At 73.1% G+C, this 18,203-nt stretch carries 14 protein-coding genes and 2 pseudogenes; 11 read left to right on the top strand and 5 right to left on the bottom strand.

Features of this window, described 5'->3' with window-relative positions:
• Positions 1 to 408: 408 nt before the first annotated feature.
• Positions 409 to 570, top strand: a pseudogene (locus ACEXOX_RS09660) (TetR/AcrR family transcriptional regulator); the annotation flags it as partial.
• 381 nt (positions 571 to 951) lie between these two features.
• Here ACEXOX_RS09660 and ACEXOX_RS09655 read toward each other — a convergent pair.
• Both ACEXOX_RS09655 and paaK read right to left on the bottom strand, forming a co-directional pair.
• The gene (locus tag ACEXOX_RS09655; RefSeq protein WP_406526280.1) at positions 952 to 1,311 is read right to left on the bottom strand and encodes a DUF4240 domain-containing protein; all 360 of its coding nucleotides are present in this window, start codon (positions 1,309 to 1,311) and stop codon (positions 952 to 954) included.
• Between the two features lie 153 nt (positions 1,312 to 1,464).
• A complete protein-coding gene (paaK, locus tag ACEXOX_RS09650) occupies positions 1,465 to 2,787 on the bottom strand; it encodes a phenylacetate--CoA ligase PaaK (protein WP_406519961.1) in 1,323 nt (440 codons plus the stop codon).
• A gap of 149 nt (positions 2,788 to 2,936) precedes the next feature.
• On the opposite strand from paaK, the pseudogene ACEXOX_RS09645 reads away from it, so the two are divergent.
• From ACEXOX_RS09645 to ACEXOX_RS09625, 5 genes and pseudogenes are all read left to right on the top strand, one after another.
• Positions 2,937 to 3,634 (top strand): annotated as a pseudogene (locus tag ACEXOX_RS09645) (alpha/beta fold hydrolase).
• A gap of 607 nt (positions 3,635 to 4,241) precedes the next feature.
• Positions 4,242 to 5,330 (top strand): RNA polymerase subunit sigma-70, encoded by a 1,089-nt coding sequence (locus tag ACEXOX_RS09640; RefSeq protein WP_406519960.1) that lies wholly within the window; start codon positions 4,242 to 4,244, stop codon positions 5,328 to 5,330.
• Between the two features lie 80 nt (positions 5,331 to 5,410).
• The gene (locus tag ACEXOX_RS09635) at positions 5,411 to 5,875 is read left to right on the top strand and encodes a hypothetical protein (RefSeq protein WP_406519959.1); all 465 of its coding nucleotides are present in this window, start codon (positions 5,411 to 5,413) and stop codon (positions 5,873 to 5,875) included.
• Positions 5,876 to 6,027: 152 nt separating this feature from the next.
• On the top strand, positions 6,028 to 7,707 hold the full coding sequence (locus tag ACEXOX_RS09630; RefSeq protein ID WP_406526279.1) for an adenosine deaminase: 1,680 nt from the start codon (positions 6,028 to 6,030) through the stop codon (positions 7,705 to 7,707).
• A 145-nt stretch (positions 7,708 to 7,852) separates the two neighbouring features.
• Positions 7,853 to 8,545 carry a chorismate mutase gene (locus ACEXOX_RS09625; RefSeq protein ID WP_406519958.1) on the top strand — a complete coding sequence of 231 codons (693 nt, stop codon included), beginning with the start codon at positions 7,853 to 7,855 and terminating at the stop codon, positions 8,543 to 8,545.
• Between the two features lie 30 nt (positions 8,546 to 8,575).
• On the opposite strand, the gene ACEXOX_RS09620 is transcribed toward ACEXOX_RS09625, so the two are convergent.
• Positions 8,576 to 9,832, bottom strand: a complete 1,257-nt coding sequence (locus ACEXOX_RS09620) for a cytochrome P450 (protein ID WP_406519957.1) — start codon at positions 9,830 to 9,832, stop codon at positions 8,576 to 8,578.
• Between the two features lie 451 nt (positions 9,833 to 10,283).
• Positions 10,284 to 11,918, bottom strand: a complete 1,635-nt coding sequence (locus ACEXOX_RS09615; RefSeq protein WP_406519956.1) for an acyl-CoA synthetase — start codon at positions 11,916 to 11,918, stop codon at positions 10,284 to 10,286.
• A gap of 212 nt (positions 11,919 to 12,130) precedes the next feature.
• On the opposite strand from ACEXOX_RS09615, the gene ACEXOX_RS09610 reads away from it, so the two are divergent.
• The 5 genes from ACEXOX_RS09610 to ACEXOX_RS09590 all read left to right on the top strand — a co-directional run bounded on the left by ACEXOX_RS09610 (position 12,131) and on the right by ACEXOX_RS09590 (position 16,711).
• On the top strand, positions 12,131 to 12,931 hold the full coding sequence (locus ACEXOX_RS09610) for a crotonase/enoyl-CoA hydratase family protein (protein ID WP_406519955.1): 801 nt from the start codon (positions 12,131 to 12,133) through the stop codon (positions 12,929 to 12,931).
• Positions 12,932 to 13,094: 163 nt separating this feature from the next.
• A complete protein-coding gene (locus tag ACEXOX_RS09605; protein WP_406519954.1) occupies positions 13,095 to 14,072 on the top strand; it encodes a Zn-ribbon domain-containing OB-fold protein in 978 nt (325 codons plus the stop codon).
• Positions 14,072 to 15,148 carry a thiolase domain-containing protein gene (locus tag ACEXOX_RS09600; protein WP_406519953.1) on the top strand — a complete coding sequence of 359 codons (1,077 nt, stop codon included), beginning with the start codon at positions 14,072 to 14,074 and terminating at the stop codon, positions 15,146 to 15,148. Before ACEXOX_RS09605 ends, ACEXOX_RS09600 begins: the two co-directional genes overlap by 1 nt.
• 86 nt (positions 15,149 to 15,234) lie before the next feature.
• Positions 15,235 to 16,401, top strand: a complete 1,167-nt coding sequence (locus ACEXOX_RS09595; RefSeq protein ID WP_406519952.1) for a thiolase domain-containing protein — start codon at positions 15,235 to 15,237, stop codon at positions 16,399 to 16,401.
• Positions 16,402 to 16,486: 85 nt separating this feature from the next.
• Positions 16,487 to 16,711, top strand: coding sequence for a DUF397 domain-containing protein (locus ACEXOX_RS09590; protein WP_406526278.1), 225 nt, complete (start codon positions 16,487 to 16,489; stop codon positions 16,709 to 16,711).
• A gap of 87 nt (positions 16,712 to 16,798) precedes the next feature.
• Here the strand turns inward: ACEXOX_RS09590 and ACEXOX_RS09585 are convergent, their stop codons facing one another.
• Positions 16,799 to 18,013, bottom strand: a complete 1,215-nt coding sequence (locus tag ACEXOX_RS09585; RefSeq protein WP_406519951.1) for an RICIN domain-containing protein — start codon at positions 18,011 to 18,013, stop codon at positions 16,799 to 16,801.
• Between the last annotated feature and the right edge of the window lie 190 nt (positions 18,014 to 18,203).

Here is an 18,203-nt window from a genome sequence, read left to right as displayed (position 1 = left end):
GCCCCGGGGCGGGAGGTGCGCTCAACTGCCATGCTCCGGGCCGTGGTTCCGCGTGGGGTGCTGCCCTCGGTCAGTCGTCCTTCAGAGCCGCCCTCGTAGGCGCGGTGGGTATTGGTGGTCGGTCGGCCCGGGCCTGCACCTGAGGCAGGACCGTCGCGGCTCGTGGAATGAGCGGAGTGAGTAACTACCGCCCCCGTAGGTGAGTTCGTGGCAGCGTGCCACGTCACCATGATCCGCCATCGGACGACCTGCGAAGAACGGACCCTAGATGGCGGCCCAGGTTCCGGTCCTGGCCCCGGCCCCGGTCCTGGCCCCGGCCCCGGCCCCGGGCCCGGTCCCGGCTTCGAGGTCGAAGGGGACACCTGTGAGCTGTTCGCTTGCCGCCCACAACCGCCTGCCATCCGCGGGGTCGTCGGCGCCGTGTGGACCCACGCACGGCCCTCCCCGGCGATGCTCGCCGCCTAGGAAGCCGACCCCTCACTCACTGCTTTCAAACTGGACTTCGTGACCGCCCTGCGGGAGATGCTGGCCACGCTCACCGCGGGCACCATCGCCCGCGCCCCCGCCTGAGCCAGGTTCTGGCCCACTCGCCTTGGAACATCCGCGCGCGGCGTCATCAAGGTTCGGCAAACGGCACGTCCAGGCAGTAGCCGCGGACCGGGCCGCAGCGGTCGGCGCGCGGTGGCGCGTCGCGACCAGGTACGACAAGACCGTCACCGCATGCGAAGCAGCGGTCTTTTTCGCCTCGTTCCTGCTCCGGGCGAGACCTGTTCGAAGACGGACCCTAGTCACCTTCGGCGAGTGTCAGGCTGGGCCAGGGGCCGTCGAGGGTGGCGTCGTCCAGGGCGATCAGGTCCGTGTCCGTCAGGTCCGTGCCTGTCAGGCCCGCGTCCGTCTTCATGACGTCTTGCCTCCGTCGTTCACTCCGGGCACGGATCGCCGCCCCGGAGATCAGCGCCCCGGAGACCGGGCGGCCCAGCCGGCGGTGTTCGCGTACGAATCGTAGGAGTAGCGGGTGTCGCGGTCCCATTCTTCGCCGGTGATGCGTTCATAGGCCTGGTCCGGTGCGCAGAGCAGGCTCTCGGCCCAGATGAAGCCGGCGGCGAACGGGGTGAAGGCGCCCGGGTCCCGGAGGACAGCGTCGAACACCTCGCGGCCGGCGGCCACGACGGCGCAGCGTGTGTAGAGGAACGAGTCACCGGAGAGGCCCAGGCCGAGTTCTCTGCGGTCCAGGCGGTAGAGCGCCCAGGACAGCTGCTCGGCGAAGCCGGTGACCATGTGGACCGGGGACCGGGCAAGGTGCTCGGTCAGCGCGGCCGCCAGCCGTTCGGAGTCGGGGTCCGTCCTTCGGGTCTGTGTTCCTCGATGAGCCGCCAGAAAGTGTCTTCGTCCATACCGTGAGCATGACGCAGGGGTCTGACACTCCGCGGCCGCGGCCGTGGCGGACGGCCTGCCGCCCGCCCCTCAGTCGCGGGCGTCCACGATGCGTTTGAGTTTGCCGACGGAGCGTTCCAGGGTGTCCGGGTCGACGATGTCCACGGCGACCGAGACGCCGATGCCGTCCTTGACGCCGCGGGCGATCCGGCCGACGGCGGCCGTACGGTCCTCCGGGGTCGCGTCCGGGCGGGCTTCCGCCCGTACGGTCAAGTGGTCCATCCGGCCTTCCCGGGTCAGCCGCAGCTGGAAGTGCGGCGCGACGCCCGGGGTGCGCAGCACGATCTCCTCGATCTGGGCGGGGAAGAGGTTCACGCCGCGCAGGATGATCATGTCGTCGCAGCGGCCGGTGATCTTCTCCATCCGGCGGAAGGCGGGCCAGGCCGTGCCGGGCAGCAGCCGGGTCAGGTCCCGGGTGCGGTAGCGGACCACCGGCAGGGCCTCCTTGGTCAGCGAGGTGAACACCAGCTCGCCGTGCTCACCGTCCGGCAGCGGGTCACCGGTGACCGGATCCACCACCTCCGGATAGAAGTGGTCCTCCCAGATGTGCAGCCCGTCCTTGGTCTCCACGCACTCCTGCGCGACACCGGGGCCCATCACCTCCGAGAGGCCGTAGATGTCCACCGCGTCGATCGCGAAGCGCTCCTCGATCTCGCGGCGCATCTCCTCCGTCCACGGCTCCGCGCCGAACAGCCCCGTCCGGAGGGAGGTGGTCCGCGGGTCGACGCCCTGCCGTTCGAACTCGTCGAGGAGGGTGAGCAGGTAGGACGGCGTCACCATGATGATCTCGGGGCGGAAGTCCTGGATGAGCCGTACCTGCCGCGCGGTCATGCCTCCGGAGGCCGGGACGACCGTGCAGCCGAGCCGTTCGGCGCCGTAGTGCGCGCCGAGGCCGCCGGTGAAGAGCCCGTACCCGTACGCGATGTGGACCGTGTGGCCGGGCCGGCCGCCCGCCGCGTGGATCGAACGGGCCACGACGTCGGCCCAGACGGCCAGGTCCTGCCCGGTGTAGCCGACGACCGTCGGACGGCCCGTCGTCCCGCTGGAGGCGTGGATACGGCGGATCCGGTCCTGCGGCACGGCGAACATCCCGAAGGGGTAGTGGGCCCGCAGATCGTCCTTGACGGTGAAGGGGAATCGGGAGAGGTCCGCGAGCGACCGGCAGTCCTCGGGGCGGAGTCCGGCCCGGTCGAAGGACTGCCGGTAGAAGGGCACGTTCTCGTACGCGTGCCGCAACGAGGCGCGCAGCCGTTCCAGTTGCCGGGCCCGCAGCTCGTCGGCGGACAGCCGTCGCACGGCGTCGACCGCGCCCGCGTCCGCGTACGGGCCGAATGCGCCCGTACCGCTGCTCATCGCGTACCCGATCTTGGCGCAACCGGCATGTGCCTCACCGTTCCGTGTCCCGACCGATCATTCGGTGGCTGAGTGCGCTCCAAGTAATCAGCGGACGGCGGAACGCGTCAAGGGGCGTGACGAACTCCTGTGCGGGTAGCTTCGAGCGCATGAGTGACGTTCAGAAAGTGCAGGTCGGTGACGTCCGCCTGGCGTACCGGCGCTGGGGGACGCGGACGCGCCTCCGGCGGTGCTGCTGCACTGCCTCGGCGAGGACGGTGAGGACTGGCGCGGCGTGGTCGGCCAGCTCGCGGCCACCCACCGGGTGTACGCGCTGGATCTCCGGGGGCACGGGCACAGCGACTGGCCGGGGGAGTACGGCTTCGAGCGGTGGCGCGACGACGTGGCCGGGTTCCTCCGGGAACTGCGGCTGGGGCCCGTGGCGCTCGTCGGCCACTCCGTCGGTGCGGTCGTCGCGCTGCTGCTGGCCGCCGACCGCCCGCAGCTGGTGGAGCGGCTCGTGCTGGAGGAGGTCGCCCCACCCCTCCCGGCGTCCCCGCCGCAGGAGATCCCGGACCCGCCGCCAGGGCCGCCGGCCTTCGACTGGCAGGCCAAGGTGGCCGTGGTGGCCCAGCGCAACGCGCCGGACCCCGTGTGGTGGGAAGACCTGGCGAAGATCACCGCGCCGACCCTGGTGATCGCCGGCGGCACCACCAGCCACATCCCGCAGCAGCAGCTCCAGGACATGGCCGAGCGCATCCCGGACTGCCGTCTGGTGACGGTCGAGGGGGCGGGCCATCTCGTGCACGAGGAGCGTCCGCTGGAGTACCTCGACGCGGTACGGACGTTCCTGGTGCCCAATCCCTGAGGTTTCCCGGGCGCGGACCGCCGTACGCGCCCACGGACGGACCAATGCCGCGACGGTGTCCCTCTCCCGTGGTGCGCTGACCGCGCAACCCTCGAAAGGAACATCATGCGTACATCACTTCGTACGACCATCCGTGCGGCGTTCGGTCTGCTGGCCGCCGTGGCCCTGTCCGGCGTGGTGCTGCCCGCCGCGGCGCACGCCGACTCGGACGACGGGGCGGGCTCCGCCCCGCCTCCGGCAGCCACGGCACGTTCGGATCGCCGTCGAAGAGCGGGTTCCTGTTCCCGGTCGACGGCCTCGCCCAGAACGCCAATGTGGGCGTCACCAGCGTGTCGGATCGTGACTGATCGGAGCCGATCGGGGCTGATCGGAGCTGTTCGGGGGTGATTGGGGCCGATCAGCCGTAGTCGGGTGTGATCGGGGGCGATCGGGGCCGGCTGTGGCTGACCGAGCCTGACCGGGGCCGGGCCGGGGCCGAGGCCCGTCGGACCCGGTCGGACCCCGGCCCGGTCCGACCCGGCCGGCCTCCGCACCGCCGCCACCGCCCGCCCAGCCGTATCGTGATCGCCCGGGCGGGCGGTGGCGGCGGCGCGAGGAGGGGGCGGACATGGGTGCGCAAAGGCGTTCGGGCCAGGACGGGCGCGGGGAGGACGAGCGGGCGGAGGCCGCGGTCCTGGCAGGGGACGAGGCGGCGTTCGCGCAGCTCGCCGAGCGCTACCGGCACGAACTGCGCGTGCACTGCTACCGGATGCTCGGATCGTTCGCCGATGCGGAGGACCTCGTACAGGAAGCGCTGCTGCGCGCCTGGCGCAGAAGGGCGGGCTTCGAGGGGCGGGGGACCTTCCGTGCCTGGCTGTATCGGATCGCGACGCATGCTTGTCTGGACGCGCTGTCCAGCCCGGCCCGCAGCAGGGAGATCGCGGTGGCGGTCGACGGCGCGGGCATGCCGAAACGTTCCGCCCCGGCCGAGGTGACCTGGCTCCAGCCCTACCCCGACGCGCTGCTGGACCTGGCCGCGCCGGACGGCAGCGGCCCGGAGGCCGCGGCGATCGCCAGGGAAACCGTCGAACTGGCCTTCCTGGCGGCGATCCAGCACCTGCCGCCACGGCAGCGGGCCGTGCTGATCCTGCGCGACGTCGTGGGCCTGCCCACAGTGGAGACGGCCGGAATGCTCGAACTGAGCGTCGCCGCGGTCAAGAGCGCGCTGCAACGCGCCCGCGCCACGCTGCGCGAGCAGTTGCCCGAGCGGCGCGCCGACTGGGGACGGGGTGCCACCGGCCCCACCGAGGCCGAGCGCGCGCTCCTCCAACGCTTCGTCGCCGCTTCGCGGGCCGCCGACGTCCCGGCGCTGGCCGCCCTGTTGCGTGCGGACGTCCGGCAGAACATGCCGCCCGCCCACCTGGTGTTCGACGGCCGGGCGGCCGTCATCGGCATGTGGCGCGCGGTTCTGGAGGGGGACCAGGCGTGGGGCGACTGGTTCGCCGTACCGCTCGCCGTGAACCGGCAGCCGGCCGTCGCGAACTACGTACGGCGGACCGGCGCGCCGTCGTACACCGCGGTGAACATCGACGTACTGCGTGTGGAAGGCGGCCGGATCGCCGAGATCACCACCTTCGCGCCGGACCTGCTGCCCGCCCTCGGCCTCGCCTCCGTCCTGACACCCGCCGACGTCGAGGACGGTCCGGCCGGGCAGTGACGCGGGTCACATCTACCCTCCGATTCCTTTCCGGGGTTCCGCCGGTCGTACGAGCCGTGACGCCAAGGAAAGGAACGGTTGTGACGGAGCGGCAGGCAGGAAACGGCGAAGCGGCGGGGACGGACGAACGGGACGAGGAGATCAGGGCGCTGGAGCGGCGGCTCCTGGGCCGTTGGCGGGTCGACGGCGGGGCGACCGGTACCGTCACCTACCGCCGCCTCGACGGCGGGTTCTTCCTGGTGCAGGAGGTCGAGCTGGAGCAGCACGGCCGGCGGATCACCGGCATCGAGGTGATCGGCAGGGAGAACCCCTTCGGCGCTCGGGCTCCGGGGGAGGACATCGCGTCGCGCTTCTACGACAACGAAGGGCACACCTTCGACTACGTGTACGAGTTGGTGGGGGACACCTTGACCATCTGGGGCGGCGCGAAGGGCTCACCCGCGTACTTCAGGGGCACCTTCGCCGCGGACGGCGACACCCTCGACGGCGCCTGGGTCTATCCGGGTGGCGGGGGTTACGAGTCCACGATGACCTGGATCGGCTGACCGACCGCCGTGGCCGGGGAGAAGTCCACGCCTCTCCGGACACGGCGCCGCGCGGCCCTCCCGCACCTGGGCGGGATCTTGTTCACCCAAGGGGACGCACACCCGCCTGCCGTCGCCGTCCGGGCCGCCGAACTCGCCAGGATGAGCGCGTGATCTCTATCTCTCGCCATCGCGGACGGCGCCGCCGGTCCGCCCCGCTCGTCCTCGGTACGGGCGTCCTGGCTGTGCTGTCGCTGCTGCCGTCCTCCGCGCTCGCCGCGCCGCCGGCCCTCGACACGACCGCCGCCCCGGGCCCGGCCCTCTCGGATCCGGCCGCGCCCGCCGCGCACGCGGCTCTCCCGGGCGCGTCCTCCGCGCCCACCGGCGCCGAACGCCGGGTCTCCGCCTACCTCGACGGGATCCGGAATCGGCCGGCCGCGCTGCGCGCCTTCTTCCGCGGCCTGCCCAAGGGCGCCGACCTGCACAACCACCTGTCCGGCGCGGCCTCGACCGAGCTGCTGATCAAACTGGCCGGGGACGACGGCCTGTGCATCGAGACGAAGACCATGACCGCCAGGCCCGCCCCGTGCGGCCCGGGCACCCGTCCGGCGGTGCAGGCCCGTAAGGACCGGGCCTTCCACCGGCAGATCCTGCGGGCCTGGTCGATGCAGGACTTCTCGTCGGCGTCCGGCGAGTCGGGACACGACCACTTCTTCGCCGCCTTCGGGAAGTTCGGCGAGGTCAGCTGGCGCCACGGCGGGGAGCTGCTGGCCGACGTGGCGAACACGGCGGCCCGGCAGAACCAGTTCCACCTGGAGACGATGCTGACGCCCGCCTCCGGTGGCGGCAAGAAGCTGGCCGAACAGGTCGGCTACCACGCGGACCTGCGCCGGATGCACCAACTGCTGGTGGCGGGCGGCAAGCTGGACCGGCTCGTACGCGAGGCGGGCCGGGAGATCGACAAGGGCACCGCGCAGTTCCGCAAGGCGGCCGGCTGCGACACCCGCAGACCGGGCCCCGGCTGCCGGCTGACCATCCGCTACATCTCGCAGGTGTCGCGCAGCGGTACGCATGAGCGGGTCTTCACCCAGATGGCGCTCGCCATGCGCCTCGCCGAACGCGACCACCGGTACGTCGCGGTGAACCTCGTACAGCCGGAGGACGAGCGGAACGCGCTGCGCAACTACCGCCTCCACATGCGGATGCTGGACTACCTGCACGGCGTCTACCCGCGCGCCCACATCACCCTGCACGCCGGTGAACTCGTCCCCGGCCTGGTCAAGCCCGAAGACCTGCGCTTCCACATCAATGAGGCGGTGCGCACCGGGCACGCGGAGCGCATCGGTCACGGCGTCGACGTGGCGCACGAGGACGGTGCCCCCGCCCTCCTGCGCACCATGGCGCGGCGCGGCATCGCGGTGGAAGTGCCCTTCACGAGCAACCGGCAGATCCTCGGGGTCTCCGGTGCCGACCACCCGTTCCCGCTGTACCGGCGCTACGGCGTACCGGTCGTGCTCGCCACCGACGACCCGGGCATCTCGCGCAGCGACATCAGTACCGAGTACCGGTACGCGTTCGGCACCTACGGTCTGCGGTACCGGGAACTGAAGGACCTGGCGCGGGCATCCCTGGAGCACGCCTTCCTCCCGGGCCGCAGTCTGTGGGGCGACCGGAACAACGGGAAGCGCGCGTACGAACCGGCGCGCCCGTGCCGCATGGAGCGTCCGGGCGGGCATCGGCCACGCGCGGCCTGCACGCGGTTCCTCGCCAAGAACCTGAAGGCCGCCCTCGAATGGCGACAGGAGGTCGCTTTCGCCCGCTTCGAGCACCGCGTTCTGCACGCGCGGCGCTGAGCGCGGCGCAGCGACGAAGGGCGGGAGCGGGGATGTTTCCTCGCTCCCGTGCCGCCGTCAGTAGGATCGCCGGGGCAGGCCCGAGTCCGTGCCGGTGTCCGGGAGGCCGACGGTGGTACTGAACGCGCGAACGTCCCCGCGCCGGATGTTGATCGCGGGCGGCGTCGCGACCGTCCTCCTCACCGCCGTATCTGCCCCGGCGTCGGCGGATGCCGGGACTGCCCCGCCCGGCACCCGGCCCCGGCCCGCGTCGGCGCACTCCGATCCCGCCGCGGCACTCCGGGAGGCCGCGGCGCTGCGGCAGGCCGACGGGCCCCAGGAAGCCACCACGCTGCGCCCCCTCGCCGTCCTGTCCGCCCAACGCCTCGCCACCGCCGACCTGGTGGCCGCGGCGAAGTGGGGCACCGGCAGCCCCGTCGACGATCCGGTGCGTGAGCAGCAGGTGCTGGACGCGGTGGCCCGGCAGGCGGCGGAACTCGGCACCGACCCGCGGCGGACCGCGCGGATCTTCCGGGACCAGATCGAGGCGAACAAGACCGTGCAGCGCGGCCTGCACCGCCGGTGGACCGCGGACCCGGCGCAGGTGCCGGGCGAGCGGCCGGACCTCGGCGAGGTGCGCGAGGAGATCAACCGCGTCAACGACGCGCTGGTACGGGCGATCGCCGCGTCCGGTGCGGCGCGCACCTCGCCGCGCTGCGTTCCCTCGCTGGTGGGCGCCGCCGCTCACGTACGCCGCGAACAGCGCCTGGACGCCCTGCACACGGTGGCACTGGCCCGCTCCGTACGGTCCGTGTGCGGCGGCGAGGTCCCGGCGACGGCACCGGCTCGGGCGTCCTGACGGCTCCGCCGCCAGGCGCCGTCGCGAACGTCACGAACCGGGCGCGAGGCGCACCGGCAGTTCCCCGAACCCGTTGAAGACCAGCGACGGACGGCGGACGGGCGGCCGCTCCGGATCGTGCGGGCACAGGTCAGGGAAGCGGACGAAGAGCGCGGGCAGGGCGACGGCCGCTTCCAGCCGGGCGAGCGGCGCGCCGAGGCAGTGGTGGATGCCGTGCCCGAAAGTGAGATGCCGGGTAGGGGCCCGGGCGATGTCGAAGCGCCCGGCCCCGGGCCCGTGCTGCCGCGGATCGCGGCCGAAGGCGGTGTACGTGAGCATCACCGGATCGCCTGCGCGAACGGTCCGGCCGGCCACGTCCAGATCGCACAGCGCGTGGCGGAACGGGAAGTGGGGGACCGGCGGGTCCCAGCGCAGTGTCTCCTCGACCACGGCGCTCCAGGCCACCTGCCCGCTGCGTACGAGGGCGAGCCGCCCAGGGTGGGTCAGCAGCGCGTGCACGGCGTTGACCAGCAGGTTCACGGTGGTTTCATGTCCAGCGACCAGCATCAGCAACAGCGTGTCGACGAGTTCGGTGCCGCTCAGCGGGTGGGGGTCGGGTGCCACCAGCGCACTCGTCAGGTCGTCCCCGGGACGGTCCCGTTTCTCGGCGAGGAGACCGGCGAGCGCGGTGCGCAGCTCGCGGTGGGCCGCATGCGCCCCGGGCGGGTCCGAGGGGGCGCCGAACAGGGCCCCGCACAGCGACCGGAGCCGGTCGCGGCGGTCGCCGGGCACGCCGAACAGCTCGCAGACGACCCGTATGGGCAGCGGGTGGGTGTAGCGGGCCCGCAGTTCGACCGGCTCCCCGGGCCGGACGGCGGCGAGCCCGTCCAGCAGCTCTCCGGCCGACTCCTCGACGCGCGGTCCGAGCCGCTCCACGCGGCGCACGGTGAACGCGCGGGCCGGCGGTGCCCGGAGCCGGGTGTGGTCGCCTGCCGTCGCGGTGGTCATGTTGGCGACGGTCAGCAGCGGCGTCGGCGGCCAGGAGCGCGGGACCTCGCCGCTGCGGCAGGCGCGCCAGGCGCCGATGTCCTTGACGAAGCGGCTGTCGGCCAGCACCGCCCGCCCGGCCTGATGGTGGGTCACCAGCCAGGCGGACACCCCGCCGGGCAGCAGGACGGGCACCACCGGCCCAGCCGCGCACAGCGCGGCCGTACCGGAGCGGGGATCGTGCTCAGCGGGGTCGAGCCGTACCGGAATGCCGTACGTGCCGGAGAGGGCGTCTGCGGGCTCCACGCCGTCGAAACCCATGCTTCAGGTCAGAACCGCCACCGAGTCCCTTCCCACCCTCGGCGTGGGCCACGGCTTGCTGCATTCGCGGGTCCCGCGCTGCTGCATTCGGGGGGCGCGGCGTGTGCCAAGCGGGTGAAGGGCGGGGACCGGTTGTCGACCTGGCGCGGGGTGCGGGCAACCGTGCGGGTGTCCCCTTCTTCCCACTCAGGAGAACCCCCTCATGTCGAAGATTCTCGCCGTCATACCCCGGCCCGGCGCGGCGCACACCGGTTCCCGGTCGTGTGGGCCGCGCCGCCACCACCGCCGTACCGCCTGAACCAGCCGGTCAGGGGCTCCGGCCGCCGTCGGGGCGGCGGCCGGAGCCCGGTCCGTTCGGGGCGGGGGCGTGTCCCGCCGGGACCGCGCCCGCCGGTGCCGGCGGAAGGCCGCACCTCGCGGGCCCCGGAGCGCCCGCGGACCGCGCTCCCTTCTAGGAAGCGCCCGCTCCGGAAGCCACCGCCTTCGCCCACCGGTAGTCCGCCTTGCCGCTCGGGGAGCGCCGGATGTGTTCGGTGAAGACCACCGAACGCGGGATCTTGTAACCGGCCAGCCGCGTCCGGCAATGGTCCCGCACCGCTGCCAGATCCAGCGGCGCGGCGCCGTCGCGGAGTTGCACGACCGCGGCCACCCGGCTGCCCCACCGCTCGTCCGGCACTCCGGCCACCAGCGCGTCGTAGACGTCCGGATGCGCCTTCAGCGCCTGCTCGACCTCCTCCGGGTACACCTTCTCGCCGCCGGAGTTGATGCACTGCGAGCCCCGCCCGAGGACGGTGACGATGCCCGCCTCGTCGACGGTCGCCATGTCGCCGAGCAGCACCCACCGCTCGCCGTCCGCCTCGAAGAACGTCTCGGCGGTCTTGCGCGGGTCGTTGTAGTAGCCGAGCGGTACATGTCCGCGCAGCGCGAGCCGCCCCACCTCGCCCGCCGCCACCCGGGCGTGTGCGGGGGAGGCCGGGTCGACCACCGCCGTGTGCGCGTTGACGCGCAACCGGAAGCCCCGGCCGGGGCCCGAGTCCTCGGTGGCGGTGCCGTTGAAGCCGGACTCGGAGGAACCGAAGTTGTTGAGCAGCAGGGCGCCCGGCACCAGCGCGGCGAACTGCTCCCGTACGGTCTCCGAGAGGACCGCCCCGGAGCTGCTGACGCTGAACAGCGAGGAGCAGTCCGTGCCCTTCAGCGGACCGGCCAGCGCGTCCGCGAGCGGGCGCAGCATCGCGTCACCGACCAGCGAGATGCTGGTGACCTTCTCCCGTTCGACGGTACGCAGCACTTCCTCCGGGACGAACTTGCGGTGCAGGACCACCTTCTGGCCGAAGTGGAAGGCGATGAACGCGGTGAGGGTGGAGGTGCCGTGCATCAGCGGGGGAGTGGGGAAGAAGACCAGCCCCTCGCCGCCGGCGGCGACGCGTTCGGCCAGCTCCTCGGGGCGCCGTACCGGCTCGCCGGTGGGCGCGCCGCCGCCCATGCCGGAGAAGAAGATGTCCTCGTGCCGCCACAGCACACCCTTCGGCATGCCGGTGGTGCCGCCGGTGTAGATGACGAGCCGGTCGCCGCCGGAGCGCGGAGCGAAGTCGCGCTCGGGCGAGCCGGAGGCCTCGGCGTCCGTGAACGGCACCGGCGCGACGGCGGGTTCCGGGGCGCCGGCGGGCGGCGTGCCCACCCGTACGAGGTGGCGCAGCCGGTCCGCGTGCGGCAGGGCGGCCGCGACCCGGCCGGTGAACTCCGCGTCGAAGACCAGGGCGACGAGGTCGGCGTCCCGGTAGAGGTAGGTCAGCTCGTCCTCGACATAGCGGTAGTTGACGTTGACCGGTACGGCGCGGATCTTCAGGCAGGCGTAGAGGGCCTGGAGGTACTCGACGCCGTTGTAGAGGTGCAGGCCGACGTGCGCGCCGGGGGTGACGCCGTGGTCGCGCAGGTGGTGGGCGAGGCGGTTGGCGGCGCGGTCCAGCTCCGCGTACGTGAGACGGCGCTGCGCGCCGGTGCCGGGGTGGTCGAGGAACACCAGCGCCTCACGTCCGGGGACCGTGTCGACCACCGACTCGAACAGATCGGCGAGGTTGTATTCCACGTCTCCTCCAGAACGGGCGGCGGCGTCGGCTCGCGGTCATTAGAGCGCCGCACGCCGTACGGGGGAAGGGGCGCGGCGCCGGAAACTGACTGCCTGTCAGAAAACTCTTGAAGTCGGCCCCCGGCTCCTGCAACCTGTTCTACGTTCCGGGGCGGACGGGCGGCTCTCGGCGGCGGCGGGCACGGCCCGCGGCCGCCCGGACAGGAGGACGCATGGGCGGGACCGAACATCTGACCGTGACGCGCGAGGGCGCGACCCTGGTGCTCACCCTCGACCGGCCGGAGGCGAAGAACGCGCTGTCGCTGCCGATGCTGGTGGGCCTGTACGACGGCTGGGTCGCCGCCGACGAGGACGACTCGGTGCGCTCGGTGGTGCTCACCGGCGCGGGCGGCGCCTTCTGCGCCGGTATGGACCTCAAGGCGCTGGCCGGCCGGGGCATGGACGGCGAGCCGTACCGCGAGCGCTTGAAAGCCGACCCCGACCTGCACTGGAAGGCCATGCTGCGCCACCACCGCCCGCGCAAGCCGGTCGTCGCTGCCGTCGAAGGACCCTGCGTCGCCGGTGGTACGGAGATCCTCCAGGGCACCGACATCCGGGTGGCCGGGCGGAGCGCCACGTTCGGGCTCTTCGAGGTACGGCGCGGCCTGTTCCCCATCGGGGGGTCCACCGTCCGCCTCGCCCGCCAGATCCCGCGCACCCACGCCCTGGAGATGCTGCTCACCGGGCGCCCCTACAGCGCGGGGGAGGCCGCGCGCATCGGGCTGATCGGCCACGTCGTGCCGGACGGTTCCGCGCTCGGCAAGGCCCTGGAGATCGCCGCGCTGATCAACGACTGCGGCCCGCTCGCCGTCGAGGCGGTCAAGGCGTCCGTGTACGAGACCGCCGCGATGACCGAGGAGGACGGCCTGAAGGCCGAACTCGCCCGTGGCTGGCCGGTCTTCGACACGGCCGACGCCAAGGAAGGCGCCCGGGCCTTCGCCGAGAAGCGCCCGCCCGTCTTCCGGCGCGCCTGACCCGGCCGTGCCTGCCCTGGCCGTGCCCGACCCGGCTGTGCCTGGCCCGGCGCGCCGGCCCAGACCGTGCCCGACCCGGCACGCCGGGCCCGACCGTGCCTGTCCCGGTGTTGCCGGGCCCCCGGCCGTGCCCGCCGCCCCCGTACGGAAGCGAGGAGCCCGTATGCCCCCGACCTCCCGCACCCCCGACGCCGACGCCCCAGAGGTGCTGTCGGCCCCGCTCGTCGTCGAGTTCCCCTTCACCCGGTCCCTCGGGCCCGTGCAGAGCGCCTTCCTCACCGGGCTGCGCGAGCGCGTCGTGCTGGGGGTCCGGACCGGGGACGGACGGGTGCTGGTGCCGCCCGTCGAGTACGACCCGGCCACCGCCGAGGAGATACGTGACCTCGTCGAGGTCGGCGCCACGGGGACCGTCACCACCTGGGCCTGGAACCCGGCCCCGCGCCGCCACCAGCCGCTGGACACGCCGTTCGCCTGGGTGCTCGTCCGGCTCGACGGCGCCGACACGGCCCTCCTGCACGCCCTGGACGCACCCGGCCCCGACGCCGTACGCACCGGGATGCGGGTCCGGGTGCGCTGGGCGGCGGAACGTACCGGCGCCATCACCGACATCGCGTGCTTCGAGCCGTACGAGGGTGACGGGAGGGGAGACGCCACACCGCACGACGGCGAGTTCACCGACCCCGTCACCGGCATCACCGCCCCCGCCCGCCTCGACTACACCTACTCTCCCGGCCGCGCCCAGTCCCGCTACCTCGCCGCCCTCGCCGGGCACCGGACCGTCGGGGAGCGCTGCCCGTCCTGCCGCAAGGTGTACGTACCGCCCCGCGGCGCCTGCCCCACCTGCGGCGTGGCCACCCGGGAGCAGGTCGAGGTCGGTCCCAGGGGCACCGTCACCACCTTCTGCATCGTGAACATCAAGGCGAAGAACCTCGGCATCGACGTGCCGTACGTCTACGCGCACATCGCCCTGGACGGCGCCGACCTGGCCCTGCACGCCCGCATCGGCGGCATTCCGTACGACGAGGTACGCATGGGCCTGCGGGTGGAGCCGGTGTGGCGCGGCGACGGCCGCTACCCGGACCACTACCGGCCCACCGGCGAACCCGACGCCGACTACGACAGCTACAAGGAGCTGGTCTGATGTCCGCGACACCCGGCCCGGCCGCGGAGCGACGTGAGGTCGCGGTCGTCGCCTTCGCGCAGAGCGACCATGCCCGCGACACCGCCGAGGTCTCCGAGGCCGAACTCCTGCTGCCGGTGCTCCAGGACGCCCTGAGCCAGGCCGGGTTGCGGGCCGGGGAGATCGACTTCACCTGCTCGGGGTCGTCGGACTACCTGGCCGGGCGGGCCTTCTCCTTCACCATGGCACTGGACAGCGTCGGCGCCTGGCCGCCCATCGCCGAGTCGCACGTCGAGACGGACGGCGCCTGGGCGCTGTACGAGGCGTGGGTCAAGCTGCTGACCGGCGCCGCCGAGACCGCGCTCGTGTACGCGTACGGCAAGTCCTCGTCCGGCGCGGTCCGCGACGTGCTCACCCGCCAGCTCGACCCGTACTACCTCGCGCCCCTGTGGCCCGACTCCGTCTCCCTGGCCGCCCTCCAGGCCCAGGCCCTCATCGACGCGGGCGACACGGACGAGGCGGCGCTCGCCGGAATCGCGGCACGCGCCCGCGCCGACGCGGCTGCCAACCCGCACGCCCGGCACAGCGGCCCGGTGCCGCCCGGCGAGTACGTCGTCCAGCCCCTGCGCACCGCCGACTGCCCGCCCGTCACCGACGGCGCCGCCGCCGTCGTCCTCGCGGCCGGCGACACCGCGCGGCGGCTGTGCGACCGGCCCGCCTGGATCCGCGGCATGGACCACCGCGTCGAGGCCCACGCACTCGGCGTACGGGACCTCACCGACTCGCCGTCCACCCGGCTGGCCGCGGAGCGCGCCGGAGCCTTCGAGCAGCCGGTGGACACCGCCGAACTGCACGCCCCCTTCACCGCGCAGGAGGTCGTCCTCCGCAAGGCGCTGCGGCTGGACGGCCGGGTACGGGTCAACCCGTCCGGCGGCGCGCTCGCCGCCAACCCCATGATGGCCACCGGACTGATCCGGATCGGCGAGGCGGCGCAGGCCGTCCGGCGCGGTGTGTCCCGGCGGGCGCTGGCGCACGCCACCTCGGGGCCCTGCCTTCAGCAGAACCTGGTCGCCGTACTGGAAGGGGAGCCGCGATGAGCGAGGGTGGAGCGTCCAACGCCGTTGGGACCAGGGCCGATGGGACCAGGACCGGTGGGTCCAGGACCGGTGGGTCCAGGCCCGCCGTGGCCAAAGAGCCGGTCGCCGTCGTCGGCATCGGCCAGACCCGGCACGTCGCCGCGCGCCGCGACGTCTCCCTGGCCGGGCTCGTCCGCGAGGCGGCCCGGCGCGCCCTCGACGACGCCGAACTGTCCTGGCAGGACATCGACGCCGTGGTCATCGGCAAGGCCCCCGACTTCTTCGAGGGCGTCATGATGCCCGAGCTGTACCTCGCCGACGCGCTCGGCGCGGTCGGCAAACCGATCCTGCGGGTGCACACCGCCGGCTCGGTCGGCGGCTCCACCGCCCTGGTCGCGGCCGACCTCGTCGCCGCCCGCGTGCACCGCACCGTCCTGACCCTGGCCTTCGAGAAACAGTCCGAGTCCAACGCCATGTGGGGCCTGTCGCTCCCGGTCCCCTTCCAGCAGCCGCTGCTGGCCGGCGCGGGCGGCTTCTTCGCGCCGCACGTCCGCGCCTACATGCGGCGTACGGGCGCACCCGCCACGGTCGGCTCCCTGGTCGCGTACAAGGACCGCCGCAACGCGCTGAAGAACCCGTACGCCCACCTCCACGAACACGACATCACCCTGGAGAAGGTCCAGGCGTCCCCGATGCTCTGGGACCCGGTCCGCTACTCCGAGACCTGCCCATCCTCCGACGGAGCCTGCGCGATGGTCCTGACCGACCGCGCGGGCGCGCGGCGGGCGCCCCGGCCCGCCGCCTGGATGCACGGCGGGGCGATGCGCAGCGAACCGACTCTCTTCGCGGGCAAGGACTTCGTCTCCCCGCAGGCGGGCAAGGACTGCGCCGCGGCCGTGTACCGGCAGGCCGGGATCGCCGACCCGCGCCGGGAGATCGACGTGGTGGAGATGTACGTCCCCTTCAGCTGGTACGAGCCGATGTGGCTGGAGAACCTGGGCTTCGCCGCGCCCGGCGAGGGCTGGAAGCTCACCGAGTCCGGGGTGACGGAGCTCGACGGCGACCTGCCCGTCAACCCCTCCGGAGGGGTGCTCTCCGCCAACCCCATCGGCGCCTCCGGCATGATCCGCTTCGCCGAGGCGGCCCTCCAGGTGCGCGGCCAGGCGGGGGAACACCAGGTCCCCGGCGCGCGCCGGGCCCTGGGCCACGCCTACGGAGGCGGGTCCCAGTTCTTCTCGATGTGGCTGGTGGGCGCCGAGCCGCCCGCCACCTGAAGCGCGCCCTGTCCGACACCGGGCGGGGTGACTAGGCTGACCGCCACGCCGAACCGGGAGGAGCAGCGACGTGGCCGAGGGCATCATGGAACAGCGGCTCGCGGACGGGACCAGGCCGGAACCCGACCTGACCGGCGCCGCCTGGCAGTCCAGCAGCCAGGGGACGGGGGATGTGCAGGTCGCCTTCGTGGAAGGCTGGATCGCGATGCGCAACCGGCGCACTCCGGACGTACCCGCGCTGGTCTTCACACCGGCCGAGTGGCGTGGCTTCGTCCTCGGCGCCCGGGACGGCGAGTTCGACCTCACCTGACGCGCCGCGGCCCGCGCCCCGGACCCGGCGGACCGGATGACCGGACGGAGACGGCCGCCGGTCATCCGGCCGCGCGCGGCCGCCGCGTTACGCCCACAGCCCCAGCAGGAACGGGTAGGCGTGCAGGACCGGCGCGGGCCCCTGGACGAGATCGCGCAGGGTGAAGACGATGTACTCGGTGCCCTTGGTGGCGAAGAAGTGCACCTCGTCGCCCACGGTGGTGGAGGCCACCGCGTCCGGGGCGGTCCACCCCTTGGGCAGCTGGCCCAGCGGCACCGGCTGCACCTCGCGGAGGTCCGGCGCGCGGAACCGGCCGTCGATCAGCACCGTCTGCTGCTCGCAGAACAGCAGGTACTGCGAGTCGTCGGGCCGCGCGGGCGTCGCCTCCAGGACCCGGCCGTACGGCTCCAGCTCCCGGGACGGGAAGTACTCCTCGGTCCGGTCGATGCCGTCGTTGTCCTTGTCGGAGAAGGCGACCGTCAGGTCGCCCTTGACCCCGAGGTAGGTCCGGCCGCTGCGCCGCGGGGCCCGGGTGACGAAGTCGAAGCCGCCGTGGAACTCCTTGGGCAGGTGCGGGAAGCGCGCACTGATCTTCCGCGGCCCCTCCTCGACACGGTTGCGCGAGGAGAACCGGATGACCTCGTCACCACGGAAGCCCTCGAACCGTACGAACGGCGTGGTGTCGCCCGGCACGTACTTGGCGACGGTGCCGAAGACGCCCCCGGCGGCCTCCAGCGACGCCTTGAAGACGTGCGTGACGGTGGAGATGATGCCGCCGCCCGGCTCCACCAGCAGCCCGGACAGCGCGTCGAAGACCGGGTCGCCGCCGCGCGCCTCGACCGGCTCGAAGGTCCACTGCTCGGCGGTGCGGTAGGCACCGGTGTTCTCCGTCGACTGGTCGACGACCGCGCCCACCGCGGCCGCGTTGTCGCGCACGTTCATCCACAGGCCGCTGTGCAGGTTGGCGACCCGGTACGGGTCCTCATCGACCAGCTGCCACGACTGGCTGCGGTACGCCGGGGTGTTCTCCTCCAGATGCTCCTGGACCAGGGGCGTGCCCTTGTCCTTGCCGCACCTGCGGACCTGGAGGTAGCCGCCGCTGTGCTGGTTCTGCATCCGGAAGGTGCGCTCGCCGCCCGGCGCGGACTCCAGCCGCCATGCCTGGGCGGCCCGCTGCGGCCAGTCGTACAGCCGCTCCTGGACGATGTCCGCGGGGGACTGTTTGGTGTGGCCCTTGACGGTCAGATACAGGCCGCTGCTCACGTTCTTGATCAGGTACGTGCCCTTGGCGCTGACGCTCACGGGACCTCCTGGGAGCGGACGGAAAGAGTTCCGGTTCCGGCGTCCCACCCTAGGAGCCCGCTCCCTGGGACGCGACGGTACGGCCACCAGACCCGGCCAAGGTCAGGTCCCGGCCCCCGCCCGGGTACGCACCGCCCACAAGGCCCGATTCCCGGCGGGCGCGCTCCGCCGCTCCGGCGGGCACACCAGC

Source organism: Streptomyces sp. Ac-502 (assembly GCF_045222935.1).
In the GTDB taxonomy this organism is placed as follows: Bacteria; Actinomycetota; Actinomycetes; order Streptomycetales; family Streptomycetaceae; genus Streptomyces; species Streptomyces monomycini.
The sequence above is the reverse complement of the archived record's forward strand: the minus strand, read 5'-3'. Positions and strand labels throughout refer to the sequence as shown.